The organism is Rhodococcus sp. 14-2470-1a (genome assembly GCF_002259425.1).
GTDB classification, from domain to species: Bacteria; Actinomycetota; Actinomycetes; order Mycobacteriales; family Mycobacteriaceae; genus Rhodococcoides; species Rhodococcoides fascians_E.
The window spans coordinates 67,153-90,212 of the sequence record NZ_NPFZ01000034.1 but is presented as its reverse complement, the minus strand read 5'-3'; the positions used below and the strand labels follow the sequence as shown (position 1 = coordinate 90,212).

General features: G+C 65.5%; 24 protein-coding genes. 13 read left to right on the top strand and 11 right to left on the bottom strand.

Features of this window, described 5'->3' with window-relative positions; translation table 11 throughout:
• Window positions 1-36: 36 nt before the first annotated feature.
• The 5 genes from infB (at window position 37) to CH292_RS24275 (ending at window position 6,178) form a co-directional block, all read left to right on the top strand.
• Window positions 37-2,937: a translation initiation factor IF-2 gene (gene infB / locus CH292_RS24295; RefSeq protein ID WP_094655909.1), complete on the top strand. Its 2,901-nt coding sequence runs from the start codon at window positions 37-39 to the stop codon at window positions 2,935-2,937.
• A 125-nt stretch (window positions 2,938-3,062) separates the two neighbouring features.
• Window positions 3,063-3,353, top strand: a complete 291-nt coding sequence (locus CH292_RS24290) for a DUF503 domain-containing protein (RefSeq protein WP_019664192.1) — start codon at window positions 3,063-3,065, stop codon at window positions 3,351-3,353.
• A gap of 32 nt (window positions 3,354-3,385) precedes the next feature.
• Entirely contained in the window at window positions 3,386-3,850 is a 465-nt protein-coding gene (rbfA, locus tag CH292_RS24285) for a 30S ribosome-binding factor RbfA (protein WP_026347625.1), read from the top strand.
• 5 nt (window positions 3,851-3,855) lie between these two features.
• Entirely contained in the window at window positions 3,856-4,842 is a 987-nt protein-coding gene (locus CH292_RS24280; protein ID WP_019664190.1) for a bifunctional oligoribonuclease/PAP phosphatase NrnA, read from the top strand.
• Complete coding sequence (locus CH292_RS24275) at window positions 4,829-6,178, top strand: MATE family efflux transporter (protein ID WP_094655908.1); 1,350 nt, start codon at window positions 4,829-4,831, stop codon at window positions 6,176-6,178. Before CH292_RS24280 ends, CH292_RS24275 begins: the two co-directional genes overlap by 14 nt.
• Here CH292_RS24275 and CH292_RS24270 read toward each other — a convergent pair.
• From CH292_RS24270 to CH292_RS24250, 5 genes are read right to left on the bottom strand one after another with little or no spacing between them, the layout of a single operon-like run.
• Entirely contained in the window at window positions 6,160-7,233 is a 1,074-nt protein-coding gene (locus tag CH292_RS24270) for an ATP-binding cassette domain-containing protein (RefSeq protein ID WP_179278065.1), read from the bottom strand. The two genes, CH292_RS24275 and CH292_RS24270, sit on opposite strands and share 19 nt — an antisense overlap.
• 13 nt (window positions 7,234-7,246) lie before the next feature.
• Window positions 7,247-8,056: an ABC transporter permease gene (locus CH292_RS24265; protein ID WP_019664187.1), complete on the bottom strand. Its 810-nt coding sequence runs from the start codon at window positions 8,054-8,056 to the stop codon at window positions 7,247-7,249.
• Window positions 8,053-8,874, bottom strand: coding sequence for a molybdate ABC transporter substrate-binding protein (modA, locus tag CH292_RS24260; RefSeq protein ID WP_094655906.1), 822 nt, complete (start codon window positions 8,872-8,874; stop codon window positions 8,053-8,055). The genes CH292_RS24265 and modA overlap by 4 nt, the downstream gene beginning before the upstream one ends.
• 28 nt (window positions 8,875-8,902) lie before the next feature.
• Complete coding sequence (locus CH292_RS24255) at window positions 8,903-9,301, bottom strand: molybdopterin-binding protein (RefSeq protein ID WP_020110257.1); 399 nt, start codon at window positions 9,299-9,301, stop codon at window positions 8,903-8,905.
• Window positions 9,302-9,343: 42 nt separating this feature from the next.
• A complete protein-coding gene (locus CH292_RS24250) occupies window positions 9,344-9,523 on the bottom strand; it encodes a hypothetical protein (protein ID WP_020110256.1) in 180 nt (59 codons plus the stop codon).
• 148 nt (window positions 9,524-9,671) lie between these two features.
• On the opposite strand from CH292_RS24250, the gene CH292_RS24245 reads away from it, so the two are divergent.
• Genes CH292_RS24245 through truB form a run of 3 tightly spaced genes read left to right on the top strand, consistent with a single transcriptional unit; the run spans window position 9,672 to window position 12,207 of the window.
• The gene (locus CH292_RS24245; protein WP_019664183.1) at window positions 9,672-10,595 is read left to right on the top strand and encodes a metallophosphoesterase; all 924 of its coding nucleotides are present in this window, start codon (window positions 9,672-9,674) and stop codon (window positions 10,593-10,595) included.
• Window positions 10,592-11,254: a 4'-phosphopantetheinyl transferase Npt gene (gene npt / locus CH292_RS24240; protein WP_019664182.1), complete on the top strand. Its 663-nt coding sequence runs from the start codon at window positions 10,592-10,594 to the stop codon at window positions 11,252-11,254. The genes CH292_RS24245 and npt overlap by 4 nt, the downstream gene beginning before the upstream one ends.
• A gap of 26 nt (window positions 11,255-11,280) precedes the next feature.
• Window positions 11,281-12,207, top strand: a complete 927-nt coding sequence (gene truB / locus CH292_RS24235; protein WP_033189606.1) for a tRNA pseudouridine(55) synthase TruB — start codon at window positions 11,281-11,283, stop codon at window positions 12,205-12,207.
• A 10-nt stretch (window positions 12,208-12,217) separates the two neighbouring features.
• Here the strand turns inward: truB and CH292_RS24230 are convergent, their stop codons facing one another.
• The 4 genes from CH292_RS24230 to CH292_RS24215 are packed head-to-tail and all read right to left on the bottom strand — an operon-like array spanning window position 12,218 to window position 15,516.
• The gene (locus CH292_RS24230) at window positions 12,218-12,928 is read right to left on the bottom strand and encodes a metal-dependent transcriptional regulator (protein ID WP_019664180.1); all 711 of its coding nucleotides are present in this window, start codon (window positions 12,926-12,928) and stop codon (window positions 12,218-12,220) included.
• 52 nt (window positions 12,929-12,980) lie between these two features.
• On the bottom strand, window positions 12,981-13,841 hold the full coding sequence (locus CH292_RS24225; RefSeq protein WP_019664179.1) for a metal ABC transporter permease: 861 nt from the start codon (window positions 13,839-13,841) through the stop codon (window positions 12,981-12,983).
• Between the two features lie 2 nt (window positions 13,842-13,843).
• On the bottom strand, window positions 13,844-14,587 hold the full coding sequence (locus CH292_RS24220) for a metal ABC transporter ATP-binding protein (RefSeq protein ID WP_019664178.1): 744 nt from the start codon (window positions 14,585-14,587) through the stop codon (window positions 13,844-13,846).
• A complete protein-coding gene (locus CH292_RS24215) occupies window positions 14,584-15,516 on the bottom strand; it encodes a metal ABC transporter substrate-binding protein (RefSeq protein WP_019664177.1) in 933 nt (310 codons plus the stop codon). Before CH292_RS24215 ends, CH292_RS24220 begins: the two co-directional genes overlap by 4 nt.
• A 103-nt stretch (window positions 15,517-15,619) precedes the next feature.
• Between CH292_RS24215 and CH292_RS24210 the strand changes: the two genes are divergently transcribed.
• The 4 genes from CH292_RS24210 to CH292_RS24195 all read left to right on the top strand — a co-directional run bounded on the left by CH292_RS24210 (window position 15,620) and on the right by CH292_RS24195 (window position 20,922).
• Window positions 15,620-16,588 carry a bifunctional riboflavin kinase/FAD synthetase gene (locus tag CH292_RS24210; RefSeq protein WP_026347622.1) on the top strand — a complete coding sequence of 323 codons (969 nt, stop codon included), beginning with the start codon at window positions 15,620-15,622 and terminating at the stop codon, window positions 16,586-16,588.
• Between the two features lie 104 nt (window positions 16,589-16,692).
• Window positions 16,693-16,962 (top strand): 30S ribosomal protein S15, encoded by a 270-nt coding sequence (rpsO, locus tag CH292_RS24205; protein WP_020110253.1) that lies wholly within the window; start codon window positions 16,693-16,695, stop codon window positions 16,960-16,962.
• Window positions 16,963-17,294: 332 nt separating this feature from the next.
• Entirely contained in the window at window positions 17,295-19,568 is a 2,274-nt protein-coding gene (locus CH292_RS24200) for a polyribonucleotide nucleotidyltransferase (protein WP_020110252.1), read from the top strand.
• A 73-nt stretch (window positions 19,569-19,641) separates the two neighbouring features.
• The gene (locus CH292_RS24195) at window positions 19,642-20,922 is read left to right on the top strand and encodes a pitrilysin family protein (RefSeq protein WP_256978559.1); all 1,281 of its coding nucleotides are present in this window, start codon (window positions 19,642-19,644) and stop codon (window positions 20,920-20,922) included.
• Here the strand turns inward: CH292_RS24195 and CH292_RS24190 are convergent.
• Entirely contained in the window at window positions 20,886-21,509 is a 624-nt protein-coding gene (locus CH292_RS24190; protein ID WP_020110251.1) for a TetR/AcrR family transcriptional regulator, read from the bottom strand. The genes CH292_RS24195 and CH292_RS24190 overlap by 37 nt on opposite strands.
• A gap of 78 nt (window positions 21,510-21,587) precedes the next feature.
• Between CH292_RS24190 and CH292_RS24185 the strand changes: the two genes are divergently transcribed.
• Entirely contained in the window at window positions 21,588-22,259 is a 672-nt protein-coding gene (locus CH292_RS24185; protein ID WP_037162921.1) for a 1-acyl-sn-glycerol-3-phosphate acyltransferase, read from the top strand.
• Here the strand turns inward: CH292_RS24185 and CH292_RS24180 are convergent.
• Window positions 22,246-22,983 carry a polyprenol monophosphomannose synthase gene (locus CH292_RS24180; protein ID WP_026347621.1) on the bottom strand — a complete coding sequence of 246 codons (738 nt, stop codon included), beginning with the start codon at window positions 22,981-22,983 and terminating at the stop codon, window positions 22,246-22,248. The two genes, CH292_RS24185 and CH292_RS24180, sit on opposite strands and share 14 nt — an antisense overlap.
• Window positions 22,984-23,060: the final 77 nt, after the last annotated feature.

Sequence of the window (23,060 nt, the reverse complement as noted above, 5' to 3'; positions counted from 1 at the left end):
CACCATGCCTCGCTCGGCCTCTCAGTGAGGAGAGCAGTGGCAGGCAAGGCCCGCGTGCACGAGTTGGCCAAAGAACTCGGTGTCACCAGTAAAGAACTACTCGCACGGCTCAAGGAGCAGGGCGAGTTCGTGAAGTCCGCATCATCCACCGTCGAGGCGCCGGTGGCGCGTCGACTTCGTGAATCCTTCCCGTCCGGAGCATCGGACTCGGCTCCCGCCGCAGGCGCGTCGAACGGCTCGCCCAAGCCGGCACCGTCCGCCAAGCCTGGTGCGGGACCCCGACCGGGCCCGAAGCCCGCGGCACGCCCGGCAGCTCCGGCCCCGTCCGCTCCGGCTCCGGAGAGCACCCCGCAGCAGTCGGCACCCCAGCAGTCGGCACCCCAGCCGTCCGCTCCGGCACGCCCGGCTGCTCCGGCGCCGTCGCGTCCCACTCCGGCTCCTGCTCGCCCCGCGTCGCAGGCTCCGGCGACCGAGAACGCAGCACCGGCGGCTCCAGCCGCGTCTGCTGCGCCGGCGGCTCCCGCAGGACCCAAGCCGGGCGCACCCGGCCCGAAGCCCGGTCCCAAGGCGCCCCGTGTCGGCAACAACCCGTACTCGTCGGCTCCGGCCGAGCGTCCGGCACCGCGCCCCGCACCGGGCGGACCTCGCCCCGGCGGCGGTCGTCCGGCACCCGGTCAGGGTGGACCTCGCCCGGCTGCGCCCCAGGCGGGTAGCCGTCCGGCACCCGGCCAGGGCGGTCCCCGTCCGGCTCCGGGCCAGGGTGGCCCACGTCCGAGCCCCGGTTCCATGCCTCCGCGCCCGAACCCGGGTGCAATGCCTACTCGTTCGGCACGTCCGGGACCTGCAGCAGGTCGCCCGGGCCGCCCAGGCGGCGCTCCAGGCGGTCGTCCGGGTGGTGGCGGTGGCTACCGCGGCGGCGGCGCACCCGGCGCGCCCGGTGGTGCTCCTGCAGGTGGAGCTCCCGCAGGCGGATTCCGCGGTCGCCCAGGTGGTGGCGGTCGTCCAGGCCAGCGCGGTGCAGCAGCCGGTGCCTTCGGGCGTCCAGGTGGTGCTCCTCGGCGTGGACGTAAGTCGAAGCGTCAGAAGAGGCAGGAATACGACTCCATGCAGGCGCCCGCCGTCGGCGGCGTCAGGCTGCCACGCGGCAACGGCGAAACGATTCGCCTTGCCCGCGGTGCGTCGCTGTCCGATTTCGCGGAGAAGATCGACGCGAACCCGGCGGCACTCGTGCAGGCCCTGTTCAACCTCGGCGAGATGGTGACGGCCACTCAGTCGGTCAACGACGAGACGCTGGAACTGCTCGGCGGCGAGATGAACTACGTCGTCCAGGTCGTCAGCCCGGAGGACGAGGACCGCGAGCTGCTCGACAGCTTCGACCTGACCTACGGCGAGGACGAGGGTGGCGAGGAAGACCTCGAACAGCGTCCTCCTGTGGTCACCGTCATGGGCCACGTCGACCACGGTAAGACCCGCTTGCTCGACTCGATCCGCAACACGGCCGTTCGTGAGGGCGAAGCCGGCGGAATCACGCAGCACATCGGTGCCTACCAGGTGTTGACCGAGCTCGAAGGCAACGAGCGTCTCGTGACCTTCATCGACACCCCCGGTCACGAGGCCTTCACGGCCATGCGTGCTCGCGGTGCCAAGGCCACCGACCTCGCAATCCTGGTCGTCGCGGCCGACGACGGCGTCATGCCGCAGACGGTCGAGGCCATCAACCACGCGCAGGCTGCGGATGTACCGATCGTGGTCGCGGTCAACAAGATCGACAAGGAAGGCGCGAACCCGGACAAGATCCGGCAGCAGCTGACCGAGTACGGACTGGTTGCCGAAGAGTACGGCGGCGACACAATGTTCGTCGACATCTCCGCCAAGCAGGGCACCAACATCGATGCCCTCCTCGAAGCGGTGCTGCTGACGGCGGATGCTGCTCTCGACCTGCGGGCCAACCCGGACATGGACGCTCAGGGTGTTGCCATCGAGGCACACCTCGACCGCGGTCGTGGACCGGTGGCGACCGTGCTCATCCAGCGCGGAACGCTCCGCGTCGGCGACTCGATCGTGGCGGGTGACGCCTACGGACGTGTTCGTCGCATGGTCGACGAGCACGGTGCCGATGTCACCGAGGCACTGCCGTCGCGGCCGGTTCAGGTCGTCGGCTTCACCTCGGTGCCCGGAGCAGGCGACAACCTCCTCGTCGTCGACGAGGATCGCATCGCCCGTCAGATTGCCGATCGACGCAACGCACGCAAGCGCAACGCGCTCGCCGCGAAGAGTCGCAAGCGCATCAGCCTCGACGATCTCGATGCAGCTCTGAAGGAGACTTCGCAGCTCAACCTGATCCTCAAGGGTGACAACTCCGGAACGGTGGAGGCCCTCGAAGAGGCTCTCCTCGGTATCGAGATCGACGACGAAGTCGAACTGCGCGTCATCGACCGCGGTGTCGGTGGCGTCACGGAGACCAACGTCAACCTGGCGTCGGCATCCAACGCGATCATCATCGGCTTCAACGTGCGCGCGGAGGGCAAGGCCACCGAGCTGGCCAACCGCGAGGGCGTCGACATCCGGTACTACTCCGTCATCTACCAGGCGATCGACGAAATCGAGAAGGCCCTCAAGGGCATGCTCAAGCCGATCTACGAAGAGGTGGCACTGGGTCAGGCCGAAATCCGCGCGCTGTTCCGTTCCTCCAAGGTCGGAAACATCGCAGGTTGCCTCGTCACCTCCGGTACGATCCGTCGCAATGCCAAGGCTCGGTTGCTGCGTGACAACGCAGTGGTCGCGGAGACCGTCACCATCTCCTCGCTTCGCCGCGAGAAGGACGACGCGGTCGAGGTGCGCGAGGGATACGAATGTGGTCTCACGGTGACGTACTCGGACATCAAGGTGGGAGATGTCATCGAGGCGTACGAGCTTCGTGAGAAGCCTCGCGACTAGTGACGTGGTCACTGGTGGCAGTGGTGAGTAGGGGAGTGGCACTGCATTGAGTTCTGCTTCGGCGGCGGTACGGCACACGTACCGCCGCCGGAGCGTCTCACGCGAACCGATCGAAGGAAGGCCTCGTGTACCTGGGTGCTCTGGAGCTGGACGTACTGCTGGGGGACATACGTTCGCTCGCCGACAAGCGGTCGACCGTGGAACCGGTCCTGTCGGAACTGCAGCGGTTCGGTGTGTCCGCGGCGGAGACGGGTGAACGTGACCGATTTCGGCGCTCGCTGTTCGGTATAGCCGCGGTCGGATCGGATGTCGACGGTCTGCACGACAAGCTGGACGAATGCGAGCGGCACGTCGCCGAACGTCACGATCTGGAATTGTTGGCAGTAAGAAGAAGAATTTTCGGTCCCGAGGACTGACTCGGGCACCGTGTGTGAGGAGCGTGGAGTTCATGGTGGATCAGGCGAGAGCTCGGCGGCTCTCCAAGCGAATTGCCGCCATCGTTGCGACGGCCATCGACCACGAGGTCAAGGACCCGCGGTTGGCGTTCGTGACCATCACCGACTGCAAGGTCACGGCTGACCTGCACGATGCGACGATCTATTACACCGTCATGGGTGAGGACCTGGACACCGCACCTGATCTCGAGGGTGCAGCCGCCGGTCTGGAGAAGGCGAAGGGCGTTCTCCGGTCGAAGGTCGGCGCAGGTACAGGAGTGCGGTTCACCCCCACGTTGACGTTCGTGACGGACACCGTTCCGGACACGGCGCGGCACATGGAGGAACTGCTCGCCCGCGCGCGCGAAGCGGACAGCGAAGTCGCCAGGGTCGCGGCCTCCGCCAAGCCGGCCGGTGACCCGGATCCGTACAAGGCTCCGCGCGAAGCATCGTCGGACCCGAACGCCGACCTGGACTGATCGACGTGACGACGACACCCGGCATCGAGTCGGTGGAGACCGAGCTCACCTCGGCTGTGTCCTTGCTGGACACCGCGCAGAGCGTGACCGTGCTCTGCCACGTGCACCCGGATGCCGACACGATCGGGAGCGGCTTGGCCCTTGCTCTGGTCCTGCATCGCCGAGGCGTCCCGGTACAGGTGTCGTTCGCCGTCCCCGACACGCTTCCCGAGTCCATGAACGAGCTGCCTGGGTGCGAGCTGCTCGTCCCGTCGGACCAAGTCCGGTCTCAGGTGGACTTGGTGGTGACGGTCGACGCGGGCAGCCGCGAGCGTCTCGGTAGCTTGGCGAGTCGGATCGACTCGGCGCGCGCGTCCCTGGTGATCGACCATCACCGTTCCAACACTCGATTCGGATCGCTGAACGTGGTCGATGCCGACGCCGAGTCCACGACAGCCGTCATCACCCGCCTTCTCGATCTTTGGAACGTCGACATCGATGCCGAGTTGGCGCACTGCCTGTTCGCGGGCCTGGTGACCGACACAGGCTCGTTCCGGTGGGTCCGTCCCGGCTCGCATCTGCTGGCCGAGCGCTTGCTCGCGACGGGTATCGACGGTGGTGCCATCGCACGCAAACTTCTCGACAGTCATCCCTTCGGTTGGCTGCCCATGCTCGGTTCCGTCCTCGGTTCGGCAACGCTGGTGCCCGACGCAGTCGGCGGTCGTGGCCTGGTGTACGCGGCGATCCTTCGTGAGAACTCCGAAGGGCTTCGGTCCGAGGAGATCGAAAGTGTCATCGACATCGTCCGAACCACCACGGAGGCAGAAGTAGCGGCGGTACTGAAGCAGCAGGCGGGCGACGAATGGACGGTGTCGCTTCGGTCGAAGGCATCGGTCGACGTGTCCGCGGTGGCAGCAACTCTGGGCGGCGGCGGCCATCGCAACGCTGCCGGCTTCACTGCTTTCGGCTCGAAATCGGACGTGATCGAGACTCTGACAGATGCCCTCGGGTGACGTCGACGCCTCCCAGGATGCGTCACCTCGTCGGATACTCGGGCTTGCGCTTCCCGCGCTCGGTGTTCTCGCTGCGGAACCGTTGTACCTGCTGTTCGATGCGGCTGTCGTAGGTAGGCTCGGAGCAGCGGCCCTTGCCGGGCTGGCGGTCGGCGGCCTGGTACTGGCCCAGGTCAGTACCCAATTGACGTTCCTGTCCTACGGCACGACTGCCCGCGCTGCCCGCATGCACGGAGCGGGTCGTGAACGTGACGCCGTGGGCGAGGGCGCGCAGGCGACCTGGCTCGCACTGATACTCGGAACAGTCATCGTGGGCGTCATGCAGATGCTGTGCGTACCGATCCTCACCGTCATCGGCGGCGGCGGCGACATCACGGCCCAGGCAGTGCAGTGGTTCCGCGTCGCGGTGCTCGGCGTGCCGTTCATTCTCGTCTCACTTGCCGGGAACGGGTGGATGCGTGGTGTCCAGAACACGGTGAGGCCTCTTCGATTCGTCCTGGTCGGGCTCGGCCTGTCCGCTGTGTTGTGCCCACTGTTGGTGCACGGACTCGCGGGGTTCCCCGATCTCGGCCTCGTCGGATCCGCAGTGGCAAACGTCGTCGGCCAGGCTGTGTCGGGCGCGTTCTTCGTGGCCGCGGTGGTGCGTTCCGGCGTGCCGCTGCGACCGTCGTGGTCGATCATGCGCGCACAGTCGGTACTGGGTCGCGACCTCGTCCTCCGCAGCCTGGCATTCCAAGCGTGCTTCCTGTCGGCCGCGGCCGTGGCGTCGAGATTCGGTGCCGCGTCGGTCGCCGCCAATCAGGTGGTCCTGCACATGTGGAACCTGGTGTCCCTCACGCTCGACTCTCTTGCCATAGCCGCGCAGACCTTGGTGGGCGCGGCGCTGGGTAGAGGGGATGTGCGCGGTGCCACCCGCCTCGGATGGCGACTGACGGTGTGGTCCACGATCTTCGCCGCGGTCCTTGCGGGCGTGTTCGCGGTAGGACGTCCGGTAATACCGGCTCTATTCACTACGGACGGCGGCGTCGTGGCCGAGATGCACTCGATCTGGTGGATCTTCGTCGTCATCGTTCCGATCGCCGGTGTGGTGTTCGCCCTCGACGGGGTGCTCCTCGGCGCAGGCGACGCAGCATTCCTCCGCACGGCCACACTGGCGTGCGCTCTGATCGGATTCCTACCCGCGATCTGGATGGCCCTGGCCTTCGACTGGGGACTGCGCGGAATCTGGTTCGGGCTCGGCGTGTTCGTCACCCTGCGCATGATCGCGGTCGTGGTGAGGACACTGTCCGGCAAGTGGGCACTGGTCGGCGCCGACATTCAGCGTGAGGCCGGATGAATCGTCACTTCCTGGCTCTTGACGACGAAGAACACGTCCATCCCAGGTTCGAGGTGCAATTCCGCGACGGCAGCAGGCGTCACATCCGCGGCGATGCCGGGGCTGCCGTCCGAATGCTTGGCCGCACGTAGTCGAACGGTGGCGCCGTGGACGTCCATCTCGGCGATCGTCACCGGAAAGACGTTGCGCGGACTTGCATGTGGGGCTTCGATGTGGGCGGCGACCGACGACGGCGCGAACACGGCGACGGCACCGCCGGCCACGGACTCCCCGTGACCGTGAACCGTCGAACCCCAGGCGGTCGTCAGCGAGCCTGCGCTGTCCGCGGTCCCGGCGACCAGGTTCACCCCGGCTATCCTGGCGGCGAATGCGCTGCGAGGCGCGGTGAGTACCTCGGTCGTCGGGCCCCGCTCGACGATCCTTCCCTTCTCGACGACGACGACGGTGTCCGCGAGTGCCAGTGCGTCGAGCAGGTCGTGGGTCACCACGACGGCGGTGCGTCTCTGCTCGCGCAGGACGGTGCGGAGCAAGCGGCGCACCGCAGGCGCAGTGTCGATGTCGAGGGCGGCCATCGGCTCGTCGAGAAGAAGAACCCGCGGGTCGGCCGCGAGCGCTCGTGCGATGGCTACTCGCTGGGCTTGTCCGCCCGAGAGCCCTCTCGGTCGGCGGTCGGCGAGCTCCAACGCGTCGACCGCGCCGAGCCACGTACGGGCCGTCGTATGCGCCTGACGTCGCCCGGCTCCTCGGCTGCGCGGCGCGAACGCGACGTTGGCCTCGACCGACAGATGCGGAAACAGCAGTGGCTTCTGCGTAAGGCTCGCCACGCCACGTGCATGAGCGGGGACGAATGTCCCAGTGCTGGTGTTGGTCACGACGTCCGGCCCCAGCACGACACGTCCTGTATCCGGTCTGATCAGGCCTGCTATCAGCGAGAGCAAGGTGGACTTGCCTGCTCCGTTCGGCCCGAGGACAGCGACCGTCTCGCCGTCGTCGGCGTCGAACTGTATGTCCACGCCGCGGGCGGCGACGTCGGCGCTCAGGTGTATCGAACTCACAGCACAGGCCCCCTCACAATGCGCCGGCGACCCGGCGACCGCGTGCTGCGACGACGATGACGGCGGCGACCACGATCAGCAGCAGGGACAGTGCGACGGCAGCGTCGGCATCGGTTTCACGCTGGAGGTAGATCTCCAGTGGCAGAGTCCTCGTTCTTCCTTCCAGCGATCCCGCGAACGTCAGCGTGGCACCGAATTCACCGAGGGCACGGGCGAATGCGAGAACCGCGCCGGACACGAGGCCGGGCAACACCAACGGAACGGTGACCCGGCGCAGCACCGTGGTGGGCTTGGCACCGAGAGTGGCGGCCACTGTTTCGTAGTCGCGGCCCGAAGTCCGCAGTGCGCCTTCGAGGCTCACCACGAGGAAAGGCAGAGACACGAACGTCTGCGCCAGGACCACTGCCGTCGTCGAGAAGGCAATCGAGATACCCCATGCTTCGAGATGTTCACCGATCAATCCGAGACGACCGAACGTGTAGAGCAGGGCGATCCCGCCGACGACGGGAGGCAACACGAGGGGGAGCAAGACCAGCGCACGAAGGACGGACAGACCGGTGAATTCCGTCCGTGCGAGGACGAGCGCCATCGGAACTCCGAACACGACGCACAGCAACGTGCTGATCGCGGCGGTCTTCATGCTGAGCAGCAGGGCCGTCCGCGACGACTCCGACGTGACGAGCGGAACGAAGTCGGTCCACTCGATTCGAAGGAGAATCGCGACGAGTGGAAGGACCACGAACACTGCGCCGACTGCCGCGGGGACGAAGATCCAGCCCGGTAGGCCGAGTCGGACGTCGTTCCCGCGGCGCGTAAAGATCACGGTGCGGCGAATCCTGCCTCGGCCAGAACTTTCCGGCCCTGCTCTCCGGTGACGAGGGCTTCGAATGCGGCTGCGGTGGCGGCGTTGTCGCTGTTCTTCAGCACCACGATCGGGTAGGTGTTGACGGCACCCGACGCCTCCGGGAACTCGACCGCGGTGACCTGATCGCCGGCGCCCGCGGCGTCCGTGACGTAGACCAGGCCCGCGTCGGCCTGGCCCGAGGTGACCTTACCGAGTACGTCGGTGACGGCGGACTCCTCACTGACCGCGGGGATCGTGGTTCCGGTAGCGTCCTCGACCTTCTGGGTGGCACTTCCGCATGGAACCTGGGGTGCGCAGACGACCGTCAGTACGTCCGGGTTCGCGAGGTCCGCGAACGACGTCACGTTCTCGGGGTTGCCCGGAGCAGTGACGATGGTGAGTGTGTTCGTGGCGAAGTCCACCGGGTCCCCGTCGACGAGATTCCCTTCCACCGCCTTGGTCATGTTGTTGGTGTCGGCCGAGGCGAAGACGTCGGCGGGAGCGCCCTGAGCGATTTGGTTCACCAGGTCGGACGATCCGGCGAAATTGAATTCGACGGTGGCGCCGGGGTGCTCGGCCTCGAACGTCTCGCCGAGCTCGGTGAACGTGGCCTTCAGTGACGCGGCTGCGAACACGGTGATGTCACCGGTGACGTCGGATCCCGACGAAGATTCGGACGCGCTGGTGGGCTCGGTCGAGTCCATCAGCGCGTCCGAATCGTCGGCGTTCGAGCATGCGGACAGAAGTGCGGCGCACGAGCCGACTGCGACGAGAGTAGTGACGAGTGATCGCTTCAATGGTCTTCCTCCACGAGAAATGGCCTGTTCAGGGCGCTTCGACGATGACGGTGGTTGCTTTCACGACGGCGACGGAGATCTTCCCCGGTTCGAGCCCCAGTGTGCGTACCGATTCCGTGCTCATCAGCGAGACGACGGTGAACGGTCCGCACTGCATTTCGACTTCGCTCATCACGGTGTCCGAGGTGACCTTGGTGACGAGTCCGACCAACCGGTTCCGCGCCGAACTCTCGGTGCCCGTCGGGTCCGGCGGCGGCGACGCGTGGTCTCGGGCGAACGTGGCGAGCACGGCGCCGTCGACGACCTTGCGGCCCGCCTCGTCCTTGCCTGCGGGTAGGGCTCCGCTGTCGATCCATCGGCGCACCGTGTCGTCGCTCACGCCGAGCAGGGCGGCGGCGTCGCGTACCCGAATCCGTGATTGCGGCATGAGTGAGACTTTAGACCAGCAGATGCGGATCCACTGCGTCGATCATCGGTTTCGTCGGGAGATCACCCTCTGCGCGGCGAAGTGAGCCGCGAGCAACGCGACGATGCAGACGACCGCGGTGATCGCGAACCCGGTCACGAAGTTGTCGGAGGCGATTCCGGCGAGGAACGCGGCCATGACCGACAGAATCAGACCCGCCCGGAGCGCGCTCTTGTTTCCCATGTGTCCGATTCTCGCATCCGGCCGACGCCGTGGGTCGAGCGCGCGTCGCCGGTAGTGGCAGGGGACAATCAGGAATGGCAGGGGTCAACCACGCGTTGGTTCTGCATCGAGGACGCAACCACACCGTGATCGGAAGGACTTCTGGCCTGTGACAGCCAAGCTCTGGGCAGTCAGCGACATCCACGTCGGCCACCGCGGTAATCGGCCGGTCACCGAGGACATTCATCCCGAGTCTCCCGAGGATTGGCTCATCGTCGCCGGTGACGTCTCCGAGAAGACGGACGACATCAGATGGGCGCTGGAACTGCTGCGCAGCAGGTTCGCCGAGGTGATCTGGGTGCCGGGAAATCACGAGTTGTGGACCACGGCGAAGGATCCGGTTCAGATCCACGGCGTTGCACGCTACGAGTACCTGGTGAACCTGTGTCGCGAGATCGGCGTCGTGACACCGGAGGATCCGTACCCAGTCTGGGAGGGCGAAGGGGGACCGGCGACGTTGGTACCGATGTTCCTCCTCTACGACTACTCGTTTCTGCCGCGAGGTGCGATCGACAAGGAGCACGGACTGAAGATCGCGCGGGACAAGAACGTCGTCGCAACGGACGAATTCCTTCTCTCGCCCCAGCCGTACGCCACCAGGGACGCTTGGTGCCGGGCTCGAATCGACAGCACTCGTGCACGACTCGACGCGCTCGACACTTCCGTTCCCACGGTTTTGATCAATCACTTCCCGATGGTTCGGCAGCCGACCGACGTTCTGTTCTATCCGGAGTTCGCTTTGTGGTGCGGCTCGACGCTGACCGCGGATTGGCACACCCGTTACAACGCGATCTGCTCGGTCTACGGGCATCTGCACATTCCGCGGACGACATATTACGACGGGGTGCGGTTCGAGGAGGTGTCCGTCGGCTACCCGCGAGAGTGGCAGCGACGTGGTCTGCCGTCGAACGTGCTGCGTCAGATTCTCCCGGTTCCCGAGTACCCCGAGGGCACGCTGAACAAATGGGGCGGTCACTTCACGGTGACTCCCGAAATGGAGGCGGAAGTAGAGAAGATGAGGGCGAACAAGTGATCGAGTCGATCCTGCCGAACGGTGTCGTCGCTGCAGAACTCTTCGAAGATCCGCCCGGGCTGCAACCGCATCCGCTCGAGGCGCCGCTCGTGGCGAAGGCGGTGGACAAACGCAAGCGTGAATTCACGTCGGCCCGTCACTGCGCCCGCGTTGCGATGGACAAGCTCGGTGTCGAGCCGGCTCCGATCCTGCGCGGCAAGTCCGGTGCGCCGCAATGGCCCAAGGGTGTCGTCGGCTCGCTGACGCATTGCGACGGGTATCGAGGTGCCGTCCTGGCGCACGCCCTGCAGATCCGCTCGGTGGGTATCGACGCCGAACCTCACGGCCCTCTACCCGACGGGGTTCTCGATGCCGTGAGCCTGGACAAGGAACGTGAGTGGCTGTCGGGGGCGGATTCCAGTCTTCACTGGGATCGGCTTCTGTTCTGCGCCAAGGAAGCCACCTACAAGGCGTGGGAGCCGCTGACGGGCAGATGGCTCGGATTCGAGGACGCCCACATCACGTTCGAGCGAACGGGTACGGGAACCGATCTGTCCGGAACGTTCCACTCGACCCTTCTGGTGCCGGGCACCACGATCAGTGGACCCCCGCTGAGCTCGTTCGACGGTAGATGGCTCGTCTCCGACGGACTGATCGTCACGGCGATTGCAGTGACCTGACCTGCCTCCTGGCAGAATGAACTCCCGTGTCTGCACGTGGGAAGTTGTCGTCCGGCCTCGTCGGCGCCGGGTTGTTGATCGTCGACAAAGAAGCCGGGGTGACGAGCCACGACGTGGTCGCGTCGTGCCGAAAGTTGCTGAACACCCGCAAGGTCGGGCATGCGGGGACCTTGGACCCGATGGCCACGGGGGTGCTCGTGTTGGGAATCGAACGGGCGACGAAGATGCTCGGTCTGCTGGCGTTGACGACCAAGGCGTACACCGCGACCATCCGGCTCGGGCGTACCACGACCACCGATGACGCCGAAGGGGACACCGTCCTCGACGTCGACGCGTCGGCAGTGACGGACGAGGCGGTCGCTCGGCACGTGGCCGTGTTGACCGGTGAGATCGATCAGGTCCCGTCCAGTGTCAGCGCCATCAAGGTGGACGGTCAGCGCGCGCACAAGTTGGTGCGGGCCGGCGAGGACTTCACGATTCCGTCACGGCGAGTGACGGTGACGAGGTTCGATGTCGTGGGCCGACAGGACGTGCCGGACGGCGGTTTCGTCGATCTCGACGTGGAGGTCGACTGTTCGTCCGGAACTTACGTGCGTGCTCTGGCGCGTGATCTCGGCGACGCGCTGGGGGTGGGTGGCCACCTGACGGTGCTGCGCCGCACGAGAGTCGGTCCCTTCACTCTCGAACATGCGCGCACGCTGGAGGACCTTGCCGAATCACCGTCGGTCAGCCTGGATATCGACGAGGCCGCGAGGACGGCCTTTCCGCACCGTGAGATCAGTGCGGAGGAAGCAGAGTCGATCAGCCAGGGGCGGTGGCTCGATCCGATCGGTCTGTCGGGGGTGTATGCGGCGATCGATCCGACCGGTCACACCATCGCCCTGTTGCAGGAGAAGGGCAAGCGTGCAAGTTCGGTGATGGTCGTGAGGCCGGCGACACTGCGCGGCCTGTAGGGCACCGTCGTCAGGCGGGGATCATCCAGATCGCCTCGGCGGCCCGTTGGCCGAGGTCGATCGGGCCTGCGCTCTCGGTCTTGCCGAGTTCGATGGCGACCGTTCCGGCGAAGTCACGGCGCTCGACGACGGTGATCGACAGGTCGAGGGTGATACCGACGGAGTCGAAGTAGCGAAGCATCGCCGGATCGGAATCCGAGATGCGGGCAACGCGGCCACACTGCCCGTCCACGTAGTCGCTCAGGCGCGTTGCTTCCGGTGAGGCGATGTCGCCGTCGACGGACGGGATCGGGTCGCCGTGCGGATCGCGTTCGGGGAAGCCGAGTTTGGCGTCGATCCGCGCCATCATGAGATCCGAGACCGCGTGCTCGAGGATCTCGGCTTCGTCGTGCACCTCGTCCCATCCGTAACCGAGTTCGCGAACGAGGAAGGTCTCGATCAGGCGGTGACGACGCACCATCGCGATCGCCGCGGTGCGTCCGCGTTCGGTCAGCGAGATCGCGCCGTAGCGCGCGTGGTCGACCATGCCCTGGTCGGCCAGCTTGCGGATTGCCTCGGACACCGTGGATGCGGACACTCCGATGCGCTCCGACAACATCTTGGTGCTGACCGAGTCCTCGCTCCACTCGCTGGCTGTCCAGATGACCTTCAGGTAGTCCTGTGCAACGGCCGACAGTTGCACGTTTTCGGCCGCGATAGGTTCACCGGTTCTTTCCGCCACGAAAGCGAGCTTAGGCAATCCACTCGGAAATGACACGTTGCCTCCGGCGCGTTCACGCCGCGACCTCCGTGCGCCTGCGCACCGCGCGAGTCACCAGACCCTGGCTCGGGCTGAACAGGTACGCGAGCAGGAACACCAGTCCCTGTGCCAGCACAACCATGCCGCCTGACGACACGTCGAGGTAGAAGCTGACGTAGATGCCCACCACGGCGCAGCCGACGCCGATGGTCGGCGCGAGCACGAGCATCCGCCCGAAGCGATCGGTCAGCAGGTACGCGGTGGCGCCTGGCGTGATGAGCATGGCGACCACGAGGATCACTCCGACGGCCTGAAGCGCGACGACGGTGGTGAGGGCGAGCAGCGTCAACATCAGACCCGAGAGCACGGTCGGGGAGATGCCGACGGCCTGAGCCTGCGTGCGGTCGAACGCGAACAGCGTGAAGTCCCGGCGCTTGGCGACCATCACGCCGAACGCGAGACCGCCGAGCACGATCACCTGCCACATGTCGCCGCGTGACACTCCGAGGAGGTTGCCGAACAGAATGTGATTGAGGTCGATCTGGCTCGGAAACTTCGAGATCAACACGACACCGAGCGCGAACAGAGTGGTGAACACCACCCCGATCGCGGCGTCCTCCTTCACCAAGGTGGTGTTGCGGACGACGCCGATCGCTCCGACGGCGATCAGTGCGAACAGCAGTGCGCCGATCGCGAACGGTGCGCCGAGTAGATAGGACAGCGCCACGCCGGGAAGGACGGCGTGCGAGACGGCGTCGCCCATGAGCGACCATCCGATCAGCACGAGCCAGCAGCTCAACACCGCGCACACGATCGATGCGACGACCGTCACGAGCAGCGCACGCTGAATGAAGGTGTACTGCAGAGGTTCGACGATGATGTCGACGAGAACCATGGTCAGCTCGCTTCCGATGTGGTCGAGACGCCGAAGGCCAATGCCAGGTTGTCCGGTTTCAGAACCTCTCGGGGATCTCCGTGCATCAGGACCCGCTGTTGAAGCAGGACGGCCTCGTCGCACAGATCCGGGAGAGCGTGCAGGTCGTGCGTCGAGACGAGGATCGTCGAGCCGGCCGCCGCGATTTCCTTCAGCAACCGAGTGATGGTGGCCTCGGTGCGCTTGTCCACCCCTGCGAACGGTTCGTCGAGCAGCAGGAGTGACGCCTCCTGGGCGATGGCTCGCGCCACGAACGCTCGTTTGCGCTGGCCGCCCGACAGTCGGCCGATCTGGCGATCCGCGAGGTCGGTGAGGTTCACTCGGTCCAGGGCGGCGTCGACGGCGTCGTGATCCCGTGCACGTGGTGAGCGCATCCAATTCTGCTTCCCGTAGCGACCCATCATCACCACGTCTCGGACGCTGACGGGGAACGTCCAGTCCACCGACTCACTCTGCGGGACATAACTGACCGTCCCGTTCTTGCGGGCGGCGGCGGGCGCCCCTCCATGGATTCGAATGGATCCGGTGTTCGGTCGCACGACGCCCATAATCGCTTTGAACAGGGTCGACTTGCCGGATCCGTTCATGCCCACGAGGCCGCAGACGCGGCCGGATTCGAGGGTGAGGGAGGCGTCGCTCAGTGCGGTCACCTCACGGTAGGCGACGGAGACTCCGACGATGTCCAGTGCTGGTGTCATGGTGGTCATTCCGGCTTTCCGAGTAGTGCGTCGGTGATGGTGCGAGCGTCGTATGCGAGAAGGTCGAGGTAGGTGGGTACGGGACCGTCCTGATCACTGAGCGAGTCGACGAACAGTTTGCCGCCGAAGCGTGCTCCGGTGTCCTCGGCTACCTGCAGCTGTGCCTTGTCGGACACGGTCGACTCGCAGAACACCGCGGGTACGTCGTTGTCCTCGACGAACCGGATCGCGGACACCACCTGCTTCGGCGTGCCTTCCTGCTCGGCGTTGACCGGCCAGAGGTAGGCCTCCTGCAGGTCGAAGTCCCGGGCGAGATAGCTGAACGCACCCTCGCACGACACGAGGGCACGTTGCTCGGCGGGCAGCCGATCGAGATCGCGCTTCAGCTCGTCGCCGACAGCGCGCAATTCGAGCTTGTAGCTCTCGGCATTGGCGCGGTAGTCCGACTCGTTGGCCGGATCGAGGCGCACGAACGCCGCGGCGATGTTGTCCACGTAGGTCTCGGCGACGACGGGAGACATCCAGGCGTGTGGGTTGGTCTTCCCGGCGTACGCGTCGTCACGGATGAACACGGGCTCGACACCAGCGCTGACGACAGCGTGCGGTGCGGGAACTCGTTCGACGAACTTCTCGAACCACGATTCGAGTCCCAGGCCGTTGTCGAGAATGAGCTCGGCTCCCTCTGCCGTCCGCAGATCTCCCGGCGTCGGCTCGTATCCGTGGATCTCGGCGCCGGCCTTGGTGATCGACTCGACGCGCAGGTGGTCCCCGGCGACATTGCGTGCCATGTCTGCAAGCACCGTGAACGTCGTGAGGACGAGCGGGCGCCCGTCGTCGGCGATGATCGGTTCGTCGTCGCCTACGGAGCGGGCGCAGCCCGCCAGAATCGCAACGCCGAGCAGGACGGCTGCGATGCGTCGAAGAAATAAGTTCGGCACGCCGAAATCTTGGCAGAGTGTTTGCAGGTTTGTCCACTGCTGTTCGCCGCGACATGTCCATCCGGAAGTGACCCACGCCGACGCGGGCCGTAGGCTTCTCCTCGTGCAGAGATGGCGAGGTCTCGACGATGTACCTGCCGACTGGGGTCGTTGTGTTCTCACGATCGGCGTATTCGACGGCGTCCACCGTGGTCACGCCCAGTTGATCAGCCGTGCGGTGACGTCGGCCGAGGAGCGTGGAATACCCAGTGTGCTCATGACTTTCGATCCGCACCCGATGGAAGTGGTGCGGCCCGGAACGCATCCGGCGCAGCTGACGACGCTCACGCGTCGGGCCGAGCTGGCGGAAGAATTGGGCATCGACGTGTTCTGTGTGATGCCGTTCACTCCCGAACTGATGAAGCTGACGCCGGAGCGCTACGTCCACGAGATTCTGGTGGAGCGGTTGCATGTCGCCGAGGTCGTGGTGGGGGAGAACTTCACCTACGGCAAGAAGGCGCTCGGCAACGTCGAGTTGCTGCGCAAGGTCGGCGACCGATCCGGTTTCGCCGTCGACGGCGTCAATCTTCTGGCCGAGCATGCGGTCACCTTTTCGTCCACGTACATCCGTTCGTGTGTCGACGCGGGTGACGTGTCCGCGGCTGCTGCGGCGTTGGGGCGTCCTCACCGCGTCGAGGGCGTCGTCGTGCACGGTGACGGTCGCGGACGCCAACTGGGATATCCGACGGCGAACGTCGCGCCGCCGATGTATTCGGCCATCCCGGCGGACGGCGTCTATGCGGCGTGGTTCACCGTGCTCGGTCCCGGCCCGGTCATCGGCACCGTGACTCCGGGTGAACGTCACCGTGCTGCCGTGTCCGTCGGCACCAACCCGACGTTCTCGGGTCGGACCCGGACGGTCGAGGCGTTCGTGTTGGACAGTGACGGTGACCTCTACGGACAGCACGTCGCGGTCGATTTCGTCGAGCGGATTCGCGGAATGGAGAAGTTCGAATCGATCGACGACTTGATCGAGGAGATGGGTCGGGACGCGGAGAAGGCCCGCGCCGCCCTGACCGACCGACTTTCGTGACCGGCTGCCTCTCCTGGTAGGCTGCCTTCTCGGTGCATGCTGCGGTCCGTGGTGGCTGCGCCGCTTTCCTTTCCCGCGGACGTCAGTGATCAGGAGTAGTACCAGTGGCATTGACCACCGAACAGAAGAAGGCCGTTCTCGGCGAGTACGGCTTGCACCCGACCGACACCGGTTCGCCCGAGGCGCAGGTCGCGATGCTCACCAAGCGCATCACCGACCTCACCGAGCACCTGAAGAAGCACAAGCACGACCACCACTCCCGCCGCGGCCTGCTGCTGCTGGTGGGACGTCGTCGTCGCCTGCTGAAGTACATCGCGAAGGTGGATGTCACCCGGTACCGTTCGCTCATCGAGCGTCTGGGACTGCGTCGATAACATCGGCGCCGACGCGCCCGCGAAAGTGGGCCGTCTTCGAAATATGCAGTAGCCAACGAGGCAGTGCTTAGACTGTTCCTCGTTGGCTATCTGTGTTTGGCACGCCAGCAAGACAAGCGAACACATGGGTGTTCGCACATCGCCGTGATCGCCCGATGCACCCAGGGTGTCGGTCTTCGGTAGTGGCCTTGGCGGACGAAGCTCTCGTCCCCAGGGCTTCGATCGATGGCCGCCCCCGAGCAACAGCGACCGCAGCCCTGCCTGCACATGGCAGCGGGGCCAGTGGTTCGTCGGTGCGCGCACGGCAAAGACGAGAGGACGAGAAGAAGAGAATGACAGACACCACCAACCTGGACGTCGAAGAAGGCGTCTACGAAGCAACTGCCGTCATCGACAACGGCACCTACGGCAAGCGCAGCATCCGGTTCGAGACCGGTCGCCTCGCCCAGCAGGCATCCGGCGCCGTCGCTGCCTACCTCGACGAGGACACCATGCTGCTGTCCGCCACGTCGGCAGGCAAGAGCCCGCGCGAAGGGTTCGACTTCTTCCCGCTGACGGTCGACGTCGAAGAGCGGATGTACGCCGCCGGACGCATCCCCGGATCGTTCTTCCGTCGTGAGGGTCGCCCCTCCACCGACGCCATCCTCACCTGCCGCCTCATCGACCGGCCGCTGCGCCCGACGTTCGTCGACGGTCTCCGCAACGAGATCCAGGTAGTCATCACCGTCCTGAGCCTCAACCCGGCCGATCTCTACGACGTCGTGGCCATCAACGCGGCGTCCGCGTCCACGCAGATCGCAGGCCTGCCGTTCTCCGGCCCCATCGGTGGTGTGCGTGTCGCGCTCATCGACAAGCAGTGGGTCGCGTTCCCGACGGTCGAGCAGCTCGAGAAGGCCGTCTTCAACATGGTCGTCGCGGGACGCATCGTCTCGGGCTCCGGCGCCGACGCCGACGTCGCGATCATGATGGTCGAGGCCGAGGCCACCGAGAACGTCATCGAGCTCATCGAGGGCGGTGCACAGGCACCGAACGAATCCATCGTGGCCGAGGGGCTCGAAGCCTCGAAGCCGTTCATTGCTGCGCTGTGTACCGCACAGCAGGAGCTCGCCGCCAAGGCCTCCAAGCCGACCGGTGACTTCCCCCTGTTCCCGCCGTACCAGTCCGACGTCTACGACGCCGTCGCCAATGCAGCTCAGATCCCGTTGAGCGAGGCACTGACGATCGCAGGCAAGGCCGAGCGCGAGAACAAGCTCGACGAGGTCAAGGCTCAGGTACTCGAGCAGGTCTCCGACTCGTTCGAGGGTCGTGAGAAGGAAATCGGTGCCGCGTTCCGCGCGCTGACCAAGAAGTCGGTGCGTCAGCGCATCCTGACCGACCACTTCCGTATCGACGGCCGTGGCGTCACCGACATTCGTTCGCTGTCCGCCGAGGTCGCGATCATTCCGCGTACCCACGGCTCGGCGCTGTTCGAGCGCGGCGAGACGCAGATCCTCGGTGTCACGACACTCGACATGGTCAAGATGGCGCAGCAGGTCGACTCGCTCGGACCCGAGACGTCCAAGCGCTACATGCACCATTACAACTTCCCGCCGTACTCGACCGGTGAGACCGGTCGCGTCGGATCGCCGAAGCGTCGCGAAATCGGCCACGGTGCGCTCGCCGAGCGCGCGCTGTTGCCGGTTCTGCCGAGCCAGGCCGAGTTCCCGTACGCCATCCGCCAGGTCTCCGAGGCGCTGAGCTCCAACGGCTCGACCTCGATGGGTTCGGTCTGCGCGTCGACGCTGTCCTTGCTCAATGCCGGTGTGCCGCTGCGCGCTCCCGTCGCGGGCATCGCCATGGGCCTGGTGTCCGACGAGGTCGACGGCGAAACCCGTTACGTTGCATTGACCGACATCCTCGGCGCCGAAGATGCCTTCGGCGACATGGACTTCAAGGTCGCTGGTACCAAGGACTTCGTCACGGCACTTCAGCTGGACACCAAGCTCGACGGAATCCCGTCGAAGGTTCTGGCAGGCGCGCTGTCGCAGGCGAAGGACGCACGCACCACGATCCTCGAGGTCATGGCCGAGGCCATCGACGCGCCGGACGAGATGAGCCCGTACGCACCTCGTGTCACGGCCATCAAGGTTCCCGTCGACAAGATCGGCGAGGTCATCGGACCCAAGGGCAAGATGATCAACTCCATCACCGAGGAGACCGGCGCCAACATCTCGATCGAAGATGACGGCACCGTCTACGTCGGTGCAGCGGACGGTCCGTCCGCTCAGGCCGCGATCGACAAGATCAACGCCATCGCCAATCCGCAGTTGCCGAAGGTCGGCGAGCGCTTCCTCGGAACCGTCGTCAAGACAACGGCTTTCGGTGCATTCGTTTCGCTGCTTCCCGGCCGCGACGGCTTGGTGCACATCTCGAAGCTCGGCGGCGGCAAGCGCATCAACAAGGTCGAGGACGTCGTGAGCGTCGGATCGAAGCTTCGTGTGGAGATCGCCGATATCGACAACCGCGGCAAGATCAGCCTCGTTCCCGTCGAGGAAGAGGGAGCAGCTGCTGCAGGCTCGTCCGATTCGGCTCCGGCCGACGCACCTGCCGAGGCAAACGCTGAGTAAGAAGCAACAGGGCAGAACGGTACGTTCCTACGGGACGTACCGTTCTGCCGTTTCGGATCCCGCCGGGCAGAACCTGGGTGTCGAACGCACCACGCTGCCCGGTGGTCTTCGTGTGGTCACCGAGTTCGTGCCGGGAGTTCGGTCGGCGTCGGTCGGTGTATGGGTGGGCGTGGGTTCGCGGGACGAGGGTCCGTCGGTGGCCGGTGCCGCTCATTTCCTGGAGCATCTGCTGTTCAAGTCGACGCCGACGCGGAGCGCGTTGCAGATCGCTCAGGTCATGGACGGGGTCGGCGGTGAACTGAACGCGTTCACCTCGAAAGAGAGCACGTGCTTCTACGCTCACGTCCTCGACGACGATCTCGGTTTGGCAATCGACCTCGTCAGTGATGTCGTCCTCCGCGGGCGTTGTCGTGCAAGTGATGTCGACGTCGAGCGTCAGGTCGTTCTCGAGGAGATCTCGATGCGCGACGACGATCCGGAGGATCTCCTCGGTGATCTGTTCATCGAGGCGATGTTCGGTGATCATCCGCTGGGCCGGCCCGTCATCGGGACCGTGGAATCCATCGAGGACATGACGCGCGCTCAGCTGCGTTCCTTCCACACGCGTCGGTACACACCGGAGCGGATGGTCGTGGCGGTGGCGGGCAACGTCGATCACCGCCAGGCGGTGGCGTTGGTCAAACGCGCATTCGCGGGTCATCTGCACAAGGGCGTCAAGCCTGCTCCCCGGCGCGACGGTCTGGCGAGACTTCGTCATCGTCCCGAACTTCGTTTCGAACGACGAGACAGCGAACAGGCTCATCTGTCGCTCGGTGTGCGCGCGTTCGGTAGGCACGAGGGACACCGGTGGGCGCTGTCCGTACTCAATGCGGATGTGGGAGGCGGGCTCTCGTCGCGCCTGTTCCAGGAGATCCGTGAAGAGCGCGGGCTGGCCTATTCGGTCTACTCGTCGGTGGACACCTTCTCCGATTCCGGGGCCTTCTCGGTGTACGCCGGGTGTCAGCCCGAGAACCTCGCCGAGGTGACGACGGTGGTGCGTGAGGTTCTCGCACAGGTCGCCTCCGACGGCATCACCGAGGAGGAGTGCGCGCGAGCGAAGGGCTCGTTGCGCGGCGGACTCGTCCTCGGGCTGGAGGATTCGGGGTCACGGATGAACCGGATAGGCCGCAGCGAGCTCAATTACGGCAATCATCGGGACATCTCGGAGACCCTGGCCCGGATCGATCAGGTGACCGTGAGCGAGGTGCGCGACGTGGCTCGGGTCCTGTTGTCCCGGCCTTTCGGTGCTGCGGTGGTCGGCCCGTACACGAGCGTCCGTCAGCTGCCCGCGTCGGTGAAATCCATAGCCGGCTGATTCTCGTCGGCTCGGATGGCGTCGCTTCGGCGTGCGTCGACGATCGACTCGACCGCTGCATTCACCAGAGCGGTCGAGTCGACCTCGGTGACCACCGACAGTGCGGTCGTCGAGCTCAGCGCAGCGATTCCGTGGACCGCCGTCCAGACCTGTACTGCTCGGACGTGAGCGTCGGTGCCTGCCAACGGTTCGACGAGGTCGGTGACGAACGCGAACAGCGGCAACGACGTTCCGCGAAGATGCATTCCCGAGTTCGCGAGAACGTCGTGACGGAACACGAGTGCGAACATGGCGGGTCGTTCGACGGCGTAGCGCACATAGGCGAGGGCCGCGGCCTTCAACCGCCGCGCGGGGTCGGTGTTCGCGCCTACTTCGAGTTCGATTCTCCGGCGGAGGTCGTGCAGGCCCCGCTGCGCTACGGCGGCGTGCAGAGCTGCGAGGGTCGGGAAGTAGCGCCGTGGTGCACCGTGCGACAGTCCCGCGGCCCGTGCGACGGATCTGACCGTCACCCCTGAAATTCCTTCGGTCTCCAACAGCGTCTCCGCCGCGTCGATCAAACGCGCGGCGGGCGTTTCGTGCCCGTCCATAGTAGACAGTGTCTACTATGGACGGAGACGATGTCCACGACTCGTTGTTTTCGGCAGACTCGAGGGAGTGCACCGCCCATGTGGTACTGGATGTTCAAGTACGTTCTGATCGGCCCTGTTCTGCGATTGCTGGGGAGACCACGCATCGAGGGCATGGAGCATCTGCCGCAGTCCGGCCCCGTCATTCTTGCGGGTAACCACCTGACGGTGGTCGACTCGTTCTTCCTGGTGTTGGTCGTCAGGCGGAGAATCCGTTTCATCGCCAAGAGCGAGTACTTCTCGGGATCGGGCCTCAAGGGTCGGGTGCTGTGCTGGTTCTACACGAGTGCAGGTCAGGTCCCCGTCGACCGCTCCGGTGCAGGGGCGGGCGATCCAGCCCTGGCTGCAGCACGAAAAATACTTGCCGACAACGGAATATGGGCCATCTACCCCGAAGGGACGAGGTCTCCGGACGGCAGGCTGTACAAGGGGAAGACAGGAATGGCGAGAGTTGCGCTGGAATCCGGGGCGCCCGTCGTTCCCGTGGTCATGTTCGGTACCGAGAAATTCAATCCGGTCGGCAGCCGGATGTGGCGACCGGCGAAGATCGTCGTGAAGTTCGGCGCGCCCATCGACTTCGCTCGATACCGAGAGCACGCGGGCAACCACGCCGTCGTGCGGTCCGCGACGGACGAGGTGATGTACTCGCTGATGGAGCTCTCGGGCCAGGAGTACGTCGACACCTACGCGGTGAAGGTCAAGGCCGCCTGACTCCGAAGAGCAACTTCCACGGTACGGCTGCGGATTCGAGCTGCACGGCGAGGCTCATCTTGGATTCGCCGTCGTTGCGTTCCTCGAAGCGAATGGGGACCTCGGCGATTTTCAAGCCGCGTCGGACGGTGCGGTGGTTCATCTCCACCTGGAACGCATAGCCGTTGCTCTCGACCGACTTCACGTCGATCGCCCGCAGCGTCGCAGCGTGCCAGGCTTTGAAGCCCGCGGTCGCGTCCTTGACCTTCAACCGAAGAATCGCGTTGACGTAGAAGTTGGCCCATGCAGACAGTGCCTTCCGATGCCAGGGCCAATCGCTGGCCACGGCGCCGCCAGGGACGTAGCGCGAACCCAGTACAACGGCTGCGTCCGTCGTCGTGAGCGTGCGCACCATCGTGGGGATGACGTCGGCGGGGTGGGACAGGTCCGCGTCCATCTGGACGACGATGTCCGCACCGTCGTCGAGTGCGCGGCTCATGCCGGCCACGTACGCCCGGCCGAGCCCGTTCTTCTCGGTGCGGTGCAGAACCGTCACCGGCAAAGGCCCTGTCTCGGCGAGTTCGTCGGCGAGCTTGCCCGTGCCGTCGGGGGAGTTGTCGTCGACCACGAGCACATGAAGGTTCTCGAGTTCCAGACCGGCGAGAAGCTCGACGAGCTTCGGGAGGTTCTCGCGTTCGTTGTACGTGGGTACGACAACGGTCGTCTTCGGGGCGACGTTCGGAATGCTCACGCTCGTATGATCCGTGATCGGGTATCAAAGACCAAATAACGGACAGCCTCGTGTCCGCACGTCGTCGACGT

Bases quoted from the DNA above. Each gene is read 5' to 3' on its own strand.
- rbfA (WP_026347625.1), top strand. From the start codon at position 3,386: ATGGTGGATCAGGCGAGAGCTCGGCGGCTCTCCAAGCGAATTGCCGCC.
- CH292_RS24275 (WP_094655908.1), top strand. From the start codon at position 4,829: ATGCCCTCGGGTGACGTCGACGCCTCCCAGGATGCGTCACCTCGTCGG.
- CH292_RS24255 (WP_020110257.1), bottom strand. From the start codon at position 9,301: ATGCCGCAATCACGGATTCGGGTACGCGACGCCGCCGCCCTGCTCGGC.
- CH292_RS24250 (WP_020110256.1), bottom strand. From the start codon at position 9,523: ATGGGAAACAAGAGCGCGCTCCGGGCGGGTCTGATTCTGTCGGTCATG.
- CH292_RS24225 (WP_019664179.1), bottom strand. From the start codon at position 13,841: ATGGTTCTCGTCGACATCATCGTCGAACCTCTGCAGTACACCTTCATT.
- CH292_RS24220 (WP_019664178.1), bottom strand. From the start codon at position 14,587: ATGACCACCATGACACCAGCACTGGACATCGTCGGAGTCTCCGTCGCC.
- CH292_RS24200 (WP_020110252.1), top strand. From the start codon at position 17,295: ATGACAGACACCACCAACCTGGACGTCGAAGAAGGCGTCTACGAAGCA.
- CH292_RS24190 (WP_020110251.1), bottom strand. From the start codon at position 21,509: ATGGACGGGCACGAAACGCCCGCCGCGCGTTTGATCGACGCGGCGGAG.
- CH292_RS24185 (WP_037162921.1), top strand. From the start codon at position 21,588: ATGTGGTACTGGATGTTCAAGTACGTTCTGATCGGCCCTGTTCTGCGA.